This window comes from Bartonella sp. AA86SXKL, from assembly GCF_042196885.1.
The window spans coordinates 1-9,899 of the sequence record NZ_JBHIRE010000031.1 but is presented as its reverse complement, the minus strand read 5'-3'; the positions used below and the strand labels follow the sequence as shown (position 1 = coordinate 9,899).

Annotated in this window: 10 protein-coding genes, 1 tRNA gene and 2 pseudogenes; 10 read left to right on the top strand and 3 right to left on the bottom strand. The window is 34.1% G+C overall.

Features of this window, described 5'->3' with window-relative positions:
• The first annotated feature begins 133 nt into the window (after nt 1-133).
• The 3 genes and pseudogenes from bet (at nt 134) to ACFIO5_RS08655 (ending at nt 1,850) form a co-directional block, all read left to right on the top strand.
• A complete protein-coding gene (gene bet / locus ACFIO5_RS08665; RefSeq protein ID WP_375634987.1) occupies nt 134-943 on the top strand; it encodes a phage recombination protein Bet in 810 nt (269 codons plus the stop codon).
• Between the two features lies 1 nt (nt 944).
• Nucleotides 945-1,568, top strand: a pseudogene (locus ACFIO5_RS08660) (lambda exonuclease family protein).
• A 78-nt stretch (nt 1,569-1,646) separates the two neighbouring features.
• Nucleotides 1,647-1,850 (top strand): helix-turn-helix transcriptional regulator, encoded by a 204-nt coding sequence (locus ACFIO5_RS08655; protein ID WP_375634989.1) that lies wholly within the window; start codon nt 1,647-1,649, stop codon nt 1,848-1,850.
• A 99-nt stretch (nt 1,851-1,949) separates the two neighbouring features.
• Here ACFIO5_RS08655 and ACFIO5_RS08650 read toward each other — a convergent pair.
• Nucleotides 1,950-2,025, bottom strand: a tRNA-Thr gene (locus ACFIO5_RS08650).
• Nucleotides 2,026-2,480: 455 nt separating this feature from the next.
• On the opposite strand from ACFIO5_RS08650, the gene ACFIO5_RS08645 reads away from it, so the two are divergent.
• The 7 genes from ACFIO5_RS08645 (at nt 2,481) to ACFIO5_RS08615 (ending at nt 8,125) form a co-directional block, all read left to right on the top strand.
• Nucleotides 2,481-2,684 (top strand): SlyX family protein, encoded by a 204-nt coding sequence (locus tag ACFIO5_RS08645; protein ID WP_375634991.1) that lies wholly within the window; start codon nt 2,481-2,483, stop codon nt 2,682-2,684.
• A gap of 1,096 nt (nt 2,685-3,780) precedes the next feature.
• The gene (locus ACFIO5_RS08640) at nt 3,781-5,208 is read left to right on the top strand and encodes an amino acid permease (protein WP_375634993.1); all 1,428 of its coding nucleotides are present in this window, start codon (nt 3,781-3,783) and stop codon (nt 5,206-5,208) included.
• Nucleotides 5,209-5,248: 40 nt separating this feature from the next.
• The gene (locus ACFIO5_RS08635) at nt 5,249-5,929 is read left to right on the top strand and encodes an energy-coupling factor ABC transporter ATP-binding protein (RefSeq protein WP_375618715.1); all 681 of its coding nucleotides are present in this window, start codon (nt 5,249-5,251) and stop codon (nt 5,927-5,929) included.
• Nucleotides 5,926-6,564 (top strand): energy-coupling factor transporter transmembrane component T family protein, encoded by a 639-nt coding sequence (locus ACFIO5_RS08630; RefSeq protein ID WP_375640707.1) that lies wholly within the window; start codon nt 5,926-5,928, stop codon nt 6,562-6,564. The genes ACFIO5_RS08635 and ACFIO5_RS08630 overlap by 4 nt, the downstream gene beginning before the upstream one ends.
• A 15-nt stretch (nt 6,565-6,579) precedes the next feature.
• Nucleotides 6,580-7,146 carry a biotin transporter BioY gene (locus tag ACFIO5_RS08625; protein WP_375701303.1) on the top strand — a complete coding sequence of 189 codons (567 nt, stop codon included), beginning with the start codon at nt 6,580-6,582 and terminating at the stop codon, nt 7,144-7,146.
• 720 nt (nt 7,147-7,866) lie between these two features.
• Entirely contained in the window at nt 7,867-8,046 is a 180-nt protein-coding gene (locus ACFIO5_RS08620; RefSeq protein ID WP_375637047.1) for a hypothetical protein, read from the top strand.
• A 28-nt stretch (nt 8,047-8,074) separates the two neighbouring features.
• Entirely contained in the window at nt 8,075-8,125 is a 51-nt protein-coding gene (locus ACFIO5_RS08615) for a hypothetical protein (RefSeq protein ID WP_375618717.1), read from the top strand.
• Between the two features lie 126 nt (nt 8,126-8,251).
• Here the strand turns inward: ACFIO5_RS08615 and ACFIO5_RS08610 are convergent.
• Nucleotides 8,252-8,766 (bottom strand): annotated as a pseudogene (locus ACFIO5_RS08610) (hypothetical protein).
• Nucleotides 8,767-9,319: 553 nt separating this feature from the next.
• Complete coding sequence (locus ACFIO5_RS08605; RefSeq protein ID WP_375637048.1) at nt 9,320-9,556, bottom strand: hypothetical protein; 237 nt, start codon at nt 9,554-9,556, stop codon at nt 9,320-9,322.
• Between the last annotated feature and the right edge of the window lie 343 nt (nt 9,557-9,899).

Sequence of the window (9,899 nt, the reverse complement as noted above, 5' to 3'; positions counted from 1 at the left end):
CCTTATGTAGATACCATAATTTCTGAAGACATAATGCAGCCTATAAAATCCAAACTCTAACAACCAAACCAACTTTTTAACACATGCGTGATTCACGCCACGGGTGAGTTGCGCGCAATGGAGGAAAACAATAATGACAAGTTCTTCTTTAATAACCATGGCAAGCAAATATGGATTTTCTCATGATGAATTTCGTAAAACAATTATCAAAACTTGTATCAATCATAACTTCTCTAATGAAGAATTCGCTGCTTTTATCTCGGTTGCAAATACTTATGGATTAAACCCATTAACAAAAGAAATCTATGCGTTCCCTAAAAAAGGCGGCGGTATTATCCCTGTTGTCTCTATTGATGGATGGATTAAGATCATTAAATCTAATCCTAAATTTGATGGCATGACTTTTCAAGATCAACTCGATAAAGATGGGAGTTTAATTGCCATTAAATGTGCTATTCATCTTAAAGGCATTAAAAACCCTATCGAAGTCACTGAATATTTAAATGAATGCGTGCAAGAAAAAAGTGAACCTTGGAAAAAATATCCAGCACGTATGTTACGTCATAAAGCAACTATACAATGTGCACGCTATGCTTTCGGTTTTTCCGGCATTTATGAAGAAGATGAAGCGGCTCGTATTAATAATAATACCACACAAGTACAACTTGTTTCTCATGACATGCTTATACAAATCCAAGAATTAATTGAAGAAACTGGAACCAATGAAGCAAGGATACTTGATTATGCAAAAGTCGAGAGCCTTGAAGATATTCCTGATGAAAAAGCAAAAATAATTTTTGATATATTGCAAGAGAGGCAAAAAGCTAAAACAGAGCAATCTCATTCACCACAAAAGAAAATAGACGCTCCTATACAAGAAGCAGAATACATTCATATCCAAGATATTGAATATGTACCAACTCAACAACAAACGGCGGTGTGAAATGGAACAAAGAACAGCAGAGTGGTTTCAAGCCCGCTTGGGAAAAGTCACCGCTTCAAACGTTTACAACCTACTGAGTAAAACAGCAAAGGGAATGCCTACAAGCAAATATGAAGACTACAAAATCAAACTTATAACAGAACGTTTAACTGGTGAAGTAAGCCAATCTTATCCAACTCCGGCTATGCAATGGGACATTGAACATGAAGAAGATGCCTTGAAAGAATATGCATTTATTTATGATACAGAGATCATAGAGTGTGGTTTCATACAACATCCCACAATCAAAATGGCTGGTGCTAGTCCTGATGGGTTTGTTGGTGATGACGGTTTAGTTGAAGTCAAATGTCCACAATCACCAAACCACTTACGCTTCTTTATAGATGACACTATAAAGCCTGAATATAGCGCGCAAATGCAATTCCAAATGGCTTGTACGGGACGAAAATGGTGTGATTTTATCAGTTATGACCCACGTTTTACGAGGTAATCAACATACTTACGCATGAAAATCAAACGCATTCACCGTGATGAAGAACAAATTGAAGAGATTAATCAAGCGGTCGAAGCCTTTTTAGCAGAGATAGAACAAGAAATGCAAAAGATTTTGACAAAAGCTGCTTGACTCTATGGGGGTGCTTTCTCCTCCCAGCACCCCCACCCATTTAGGTAATAAGTAATATAAAAATAGAAAGGTAATGAGATGATATTTGATGATGGCGATAGATATGTAACAACCGGTGAATGTGCACAGCTTTTTAGTGTATCAACCACAACGATTCGCAATTGGGTGCTTCAAGGGGAGTTTCCGCAACCCTATAAGCTAGGAAGAGCAGTGAGATGGAGAAAAAAAGAGATTCTAGCTTTTACTCCAAAGAAAAATACGGAGCAAATAACAACAAATTAAGTAAAATTGTATAAACCACAAGAGGTGGACTAAAAGGTGGTCTAAAAAATAGAAAATCAAATAAAAAATTATATATTTCAATATATTAAAGAGAAAAAATGGTGCCGCATGCCGGATTCGAACCAGCGACCCCATCATTACGAATGATGTGCTCTACCAACTGAGCTAATGCGGCATAGGTTTGTAAGTCAATGAAACAAAACTAATTTGAGGGTAATAGCTAAAAGTACGTATAAAAGCAAGAATGCATTTTTTCAATAATTTATACATATGATAATAATTTGAAGGAGAAGTATGTAAAAGTCAGAGGAAAGTATTCTTTGACCTTAATGCTATAAAATGCTTTCCAATTTACGATAGCACTTAAATTAAGAAGCTGGGAATGTAGATCTTTAGGATGAAAAATGGTGTCAAGATAACTTAGTAAAGATAAAAACATTTTCTGATTCTTAAGAAAGAAATTTGTTGTATAAGTGATTGGGAAAATAAAGATCATCATAAACCTTTTATAATGTGCAAATAAGATGAGTAGAATTATTTGAAAAGTTACTTCTCATTTTTATGGGAAGAAAAAGGGAGGAGGATTAATAAAATTAATCACGTTTTTTTATTTAAGAGGGAGTAAAAATCATGTCGGATGAAGATCGGCTGATAGAACTAGAAATGAAGCTAGTTTACCAAGAAAAATTCATTGAGGAACTTTCTCGAGTGGTAACTGATCAATGGAAAAGTTTGGATGAGATATCTAAAAAAGTTGATGTTTTAGCGAAACGATTTTCAGATTTAAAAGAACAGAGTGTGACTGAAGCTGTTATTTTACCATTTTCTCAATAGAGAGAAGATGCTTAAAATTTTTCTGCTAATAGTCTCTTGGATTTTTTTAGATGTAATAGGGTGGATGTCACAATGGGAGTAAGATGCGAAATATTCTTTATTACAATTGCAATTATTTACAGATTGGTTTTTGTTTAACGCATTTTGTTAGACTTGTAGAATAATTTTTATAAGCTTCTTCATTAATTTCAAGAAGTTCCAATTTTATAAGGAGTGCTGATATTAGAAGACGTTTTTTTATATGTGATTTCTAGTACTAAAATTAAGAAAAGTTTTTGTAGAGTATAAAGGAACATCCATAAAAATATATGAACTTCAATATGTTAAGTTTTTTCTGTACAGAGTTTTCTATAGATGGGAGTTAGGTTTATTCGCTAGTTTTTATTAAATTGATACAAATGAAGTAATGTTATCATTATCTATAGAAATCATAAGTGAGCCCGTATAATTTATAACTGAGCGCATATATTTATAATAAAGCGTTTTAATCCATTCTGATGATCAAATGATTTTCAGTTGTTTTAATAGGGTGAGGTGCTCTAAGCGATACCTGTTGTGTATAGTACAGAGAGCTCTAGAAGTTTTTTTCAAGATCAAATGTACTCTTCGTTATATGTATATGATATTTTGTGAAAAGGCTTTTGTTTTTCGTAATTTAAGATACAAAATACTATTGCTAAAGCACCAAAGATAGACCATGCGGGTAAATAAGTGAGAGTAATGCAAATTGAGGACAGAAAATCAGGCATTACCTTGCATAGAGATTGATTAAGGTGATAGATATCTGTTTGCAGAAGGCTTGTTAAAATTTTATTAAAGGGGGTTGTTGTCCAATGTGATGTGATTACAGAGTGTGTGTTATCAATGACCAATGCTATAATGGTTAGTGTAACGAAAATGAAGGACATTAATTTAAATAAAGGGTGGAGCATATTTTTTCTTAAAACTTCAACGGGACATACGTATAATGCACAAAAAAATAAGGAGTTGCATTATGATAAGAAAATAAGTTTACGTTTGTTTTGTGTTTTTTGAAAGAGGTGCCTAATTTTTCAATAAAAGTTGAGGTTAGGTTCAACAAAAGTAGTGAGGCATGATGTCTGAAAAAAAGCACGAGGAATTGAAGCGTAGCCTTCAAAATCGCCATATTCAAATGATTGCTTTGGGTGGCGTTATTGGGACAGGACTTTTTTATGGATCAACCGAGGCAATTCAATTAGCTGGCCCCTCAGTTATTTTATCTTATCTTGCCGGCGGGCTTATTATGTATTTCATTATGCGAATGCTTGGTGAAATGTCAGTAGAAGAACCGTCTTCAGGAGCATTTAGTTTTTTTGCTTATAAATATTGGGGGAGATTAGCTGGTTTCATAACAGGTTGGAATTATTGGTTTCTTTATATTCTTGTGAGCATGGCTGAACTTACAGTGATAGGGTTTTACCTTGATCATTGGATTTTGATTGATCATTGGAAGACATCTTTCATTGTTCTTTTATTTGTTACATTTGTTAATTTGTTTAATGTTCGTTTTTATGGAGAATTTGAATTTGCTTGCGCTTTGATCAAAGTGGCTGCTGTTATTGGTATGATTATTTTTGGAATTTTTCTCATTGTCACTGGACTAGGGGAAAATCAAGCGAATATTCATTATCTTTGGGACCATGGCGGTTTTTTTCCTTATGGAGCAGTAGGGGTTGTTTTAGCAACTTCTGTAGTAATGTTTTCTTTTGGAGGAACAGAGCTTATTGGTATTGCTGCTGGAGAGGCATCTAATCCACAAAAAACAATTCCAGCGGCTATTCGTCAAGTTATGTGGAGGATTATAATTTTTTATATTGGTTCTATCAGCATTATTATGATAATCAGCCCTTGGAATATGATTGGAAAAAATGGTAGTCCTTTTGTCACAATTTTCGAGACTATAGGAATTCCTGCTGCTGGTCATATTTTGAATTTTGTGGTGATTATGGCTGCTATTTCTGTTTACAATAGTGGCATTTATTCTAATGGCCGTATGCTTTATAGTTTAGCTGTACAAAAAAATGCACCACATATTTTTAGTAAACTGAGTGCTGCTCGTGTTCCTTATATTGCTATCCTTTTTTCATCATTCTGTACGGTGTTGATTGTCGTTGTTAATGCTCTTGTTCCTGATAATAGTTTCATGCGGATCATGGCTCTTGCAACTGCAGCAGCAGTGATTACTTGGGCTATTATTGTTATTGTTCATTTGAAATTTCGCAATGCCCATAAGAACAGAAAAGGCAACTTTACTTATGCGTTTGGTTTATATCCTTACGCTAACTATCTTTGTCTCTTCTTTCTTGCTTTATTATTTTGCATTATGTTTATCAGTGGTTTTGGGCAAAATGGATTGATGACTCGACTTTTTGATATGATAGGAATAAGCGTGCCTTTTCTTGAAACATATATTCCTGTACAGATGCCTGATATGAGTTTGGCAGTCATTATTATTCCTCTATGGTGCTTATTATTACTTTTAGGTTATAAACTGAAACGATAGAGAAAGAAGAGCTAATAAAAGGGATTGATTGGAATAAATCTTGGGGACTATAAAATTTGATGAGGTAACACAAGTTTTTGGTGATTTGTGTGTTTTAAGAAATATTACTGTACAGCTTACCGAAAAACGAATTGCTGTTATAGGTGCGAATGGTTCTGGAAAAAGTACATTTGTTCGTCTTATTAATGGACTCCAATTACCATCTCACGGTTTTGTAAGCGTTGATGGGCTTGATACCAAGCGCGATGCAAAAGCAGTAAAGCGTAAAGTTGGATTTGTATTTCAGAATCCCGATAATCAGATTGTTTTACCATTAGTTGAAGAGGATTTATCCTTTGGTCTCAAAAATTTAAAGCTTAATAAAGATGAAATTAAGGAGCGTGTAGATGAAATTTTACAACGCTATGAACTTCAAGATTTCAGAAATCACGCTGTCCATTTATTAAGTGGTGGGCAAAAACAACTCGTTGCTATTTCCGGTGTAGTTGCAATGAAACCAGACTACATTATTTTTGATGAGCCGACAACATTACTTGATTTGCGAAATAAGCATCGCGTTACGCAAGTGATAGAAGAATTACCACAAACGGCAATAGTTGTATCGCATGATTTGGAGTTTTTGAAAAAGTTTGATAGAGTGCTGGTTTTTGATAAGGGGGAGATAGCAATTGATGATGTACCTTTTGTTGCTATCAAGGAGTATATAAGAAGAATGTCATGATCGGTTTATATATTCCAAGGGATACGTTTATTCATAGGTTAGGTCCTGGAGTTAAGTTATTATTTCTTACGGCGTGTGGAACTTTTATAATAATGGTTTCTTCCATAGCGCTTCTTGGGTTATTTTTGTTGTTGGTCATCTTATTCTATAGAGTCGCCAAGGTCCCTTTCAAAACTGCGATAAAGCAATTTAAATCGATGGGATTGCTTTTAGTTCTTCTATTTGTATTTCAAACTATTTTTAGCGGTTGGCTTACGGGGGTTGAGGTCATATTACGTCTTGTTATCCTCTTTTCTTTATCATCACTTATTTCATTCACAACAAAAGTTTCAGATATGGTGGATGCAATTGAAGCAGGCCTCCAGCCCTTTCGTTGTTTTGGTATAAATCCATCAAAAGTGAGTATGGTTATCTCTATGGCGATCAGGTTTATTCCTCTTTTGAGTGAAAAGTTTAATGAGGTACATGAAGCACAGCAAGCACGGGGACTTAACACTAACATTCTCGCTCTTGCGATACCTTTAATTATACGAACCATAAGAATGGCTTCAGAAGTGGCTGAAGCATTGGAAGCGCGTTCTTATGATGTTGATACCATTGATACAGCATCTCATAATAATCAAAGTTTTTTATAGTGAAAGAAGAATCAAATGAATACAAAAGATTTAGTTTATATTGCCTTATTTGCCGCTGTTTATGCTATTTTGGGCCTTTTCCCTTCTATTTATCTTCCTTTTTTTCTAGGGATACCTATTACAGCTCAATCGATGGGACCGATGCTAGCAGGGTCTATTCTTGGGGCAAAAAGGGGTGCTTTAGCGTCACTCCTTTTTCTTGTTCTTGTTGCGATTGGATTACCTCTGTTGCCTGGTGGTCGCGGTGGGATCAGTGTCTTTTCAGGGATTGCAAGTGGTTATTTAATAGGTTTTCCATTTGCCGCATTTTTTATTGGTTTAATGGTAGAATTGTTTTGGCAGCGGTTAAATTTTATAATATTATTTGTGATAAATACTGTCGGTGGCATTGGGATAGTTTATTCTTTTGGTGTTCCATGGACAGCTTATATGACCAAAGTTTCTTTACTGAATGTTTTAATGGCTTCATCAGTTTTTTTGATAGGCGATTGTTTAAAAGCGTTGATTGCATCCTTTATTGCACTCGCGATTAAAAGATCTGTTCCTCTCATTCATTCGGAAAAAGGGGCAGTTCTGTACTGAAGAACAAGTTTTTCCAAATGTATGTAGCTTAAAAAGCATCACGGAATACCATTTTGTTTTGTCTACTTTTTTATTGGTATTTTTCTGCATAGCTCTCAGAGATAGCCATACGAAAATTGAATGTTTCGGCACCAAAATTCATTTTTGCTTTCAGGAGCAGCCCCTAAATAGCCAATTAATATTATTTTATTTAACAGGCTTGTAAGTTTGATTCGATTTGCATATTATATGCATAAAGCCTTAGAATAATTTATTATTTTTTAATATTTTTAGTTAATTAATCACTAATTTTTAAAGTATTAAATTATATTAATTGTACAAAAACATGGATAATTAAGTGTTCATCTAAAACTCTTGATGTATATAATACTCTTATAAATGTATTAATATAAGGTATAAAAATAAGATTTCAACGGGATGAAGCTAAAACAAAAAGTAATCTTAGAAAGCACCGTGTAAAGTTTTGAAATAGCTGCATATGTTTTTTCTGATCTATTCTCCATGGCTAAACAAGACCGTATTGAAAATGGAGAGTATGGTTAGCAAGCTTTAGTGCTTGTGGAGGTTTTTTATTACTATTCGTAGCGCATACTGTCTATGACGATAAAGATGGCATAGAGGTAATCCGTATTATTTCAGCACGGCGAGCCAATTTGAAAGAAAGGAAACGTTATAAAGAAGAAAGTTCGTTATGAAATTGAGGTAGGTAACTTATCAGCCTTGACAGATGAACAGAGAGTTGAAATTGATAAATTGGCTGTAATGTCGGATAGTACAATTGATCATAGAGATATTCCGTCACTCAATGATGTGTTCTGGAAAAACGCCGTTTTCAATCCATTCTATAAATCACCCAAAACTGTTACAACAGTGCGTGTGGATTCAGACGTGCTAGCGTGACTTTAAAAGTCAAGGGAAAGGATATCAAATGCGGATTAACGCCATTTTACGTGATGCCATGCTTCGTTCAATGCGTTGACCTCTTTCCTGCGACAAAGAGTATCAAACTGCTTTCGATAGTTTTTTTATCTCCTTGTTGATTTCATCTATGAACGTTGAGAAGAGACAACGTAATCTGAACAGTTTTATAAAATCGGAAATTTTACTATGGCTTTTTAACTGAGCACTGTAGTGTGTAAATAGATATGTTTATTAAACTGCGTGTATGTAACATAAGAAACAATACACAAACTAAAAAGGAATACCAAAGAGCAATATCTGAGTACCAAAGTACAGTATCCAATGGAAAAGAAAGCTTGTACTCCACGTACTTAGAAATAATAGGCAAAGAAACAATTTCCTTATAACTATTTGGAAAAATTAAAACGATAAGCGCTAAACTTATTAGTTTTAAGAGTCTGTGCAAATACTGTTGTAAATTACGTGTTAGTTTCACCCAACCTGTTGTATCATCATCTTTATATTTTGGGGTGTTCTGCAATTCAGAAGGAATATTAGAATTGCATAAAATTGCAAAAACCGTTGTGACTATTACCAAAGAAACAGACGCGAATGTCAAAATACTCTGAATAAAGTCAAGATTTTTTTAATTCCTAAAAAACATAAAAATATAAAAGTTATAATGCCAAACAAGGTTCTTAGCTGCTTATTTGTAAATATATTTATTTCCTGTGGAAAAATTATGATCTCAATTTCTTAAATTATTTTCTGATATAAAAATACAATCTATCTTTTATTTTAATAGCAATGTCTTCTATTGCATCCAGTTGCTTTTAATATTTTAGTTAACCTCGTTTATGATTTATCTATAGTTGATGATAGCTTTAAACACAGAGCTCCATAATCCCAAACTCTCGCTTGCATTTTGATACCCAAATCCACCTTTCAAAAAAGCCCATAGCGCTGGCAACCCTTTCATAAAGATTAAAGAAAAGCTCTGTTATTTCAAAAATACATGAAAGTGACTCATAACTGCCGCAACATTTTTTGTGCTGATGCTGGCTATTCATGTTTTAAAAAACAAATATTTTGAAATTCGTGTATCCTAAAATCCTTAATTTGTATTAATGGATTTATTTACTTTATAAATTTGATACTATAGAGCCATTTTGGCTTCTAGAAATATATTGTACATTAAAAAAACTTTTTAATCACTCTTTAAATGCATATCCAATCCAAAAGTGATCAGCACTTTTCACTATTTTGCTATTTTTTAGAAATCTATTTTAAATTCTCCTATCATTAGTTCATGAAGAGTTTTGGCTCGTGAAAGAAGATCTTTTTCAATCTCTTCACAATACTTAGAAAAATCTGTTGCTCTTGGAATGATTTTTTTAGACATGCTTTCTACGTTGCTCTGCAAAATGCGTTTTAAGGACTCTTTCAAAATCAATAAGGAAATACCTTTGAGTTCAGTTTGATAAGCTTGAGAAGAGGTGTCATCGTCCATATCTTTTCGCTTGTGGAAGCTACCACAAGAGAACAAGCGAAAAAAGTATTAGAGATATCATCATTTGAAGCTTTTACAGCAATAAACCTGTGAAGCCATAGGCAAGTCTCAAGTGCATTTTCTTCATTCGGTTTTTGTTTTTAATTTTCCATACGACACACTGCTATTTCAGGTTATTTCTTTGGGTTGATTAAGATTTGTAAGGAAAGTTGATTGACAAGCAGTTAAGGCTGAATTTAAAGAATGGGATTATAAAGCCCAAGGATTGACAGAAGCCGGTGCGGCTCTCGTGGCATTGGCTGTCACGGCGGTTACGGGTGGAGCAGCCTCGGGCGCTGCCAGT

Coding starts and splice junctions, on each gene's coding strand:
- bet (WP_375634987.1), top strand. CDS start 134: ATGACAAGTTCTTCTTTAATAACCATGGCAAGCAAATATGGATTTTCT.
- ACFIO5_RS08655 (WP_375634989.1), top strand. CDS start 1,647: ATGATATTTGATGATGGCGATAGATATGTAACAACCGGTGAATGTGCA.
- ACFIO5_RS08645 (WP_375634991.1), top strand. CDS start 2,481: ATGTCGGATGAAGATCGGCTGATAGAACTAGAAATGAAGCTAGTTTAC.
- ACFIO5_RS08640 (WP_375634993.1), top strand. CDS start 3,781: ATGTCTGAAAAAAAGCACGAGGAATTGAAGCGTAGCCTTCAAAATCGC.
- ACFIO5_RS08630 (WP_375640707.1), top strand. CDS start 5,926: ATGATCGGTTTATATATTCCAAGGGATACGTTTATTCATAGGTTAGGT.
- ACFIO5_RS08625 (WP_375701303.1), top strand. CDS start 6,580: ATGAATACAAAAGATTTAGTTTATATTGCCTTATTTGCCGCTGTTTAT.
- ACFIO5_RS08605 (WP_375637048.1), bottom strand. CDS start 9,556: ATGGACGATGACACCTCTTCTCAAGCTTATCAAACTGAACTCAAAGGT.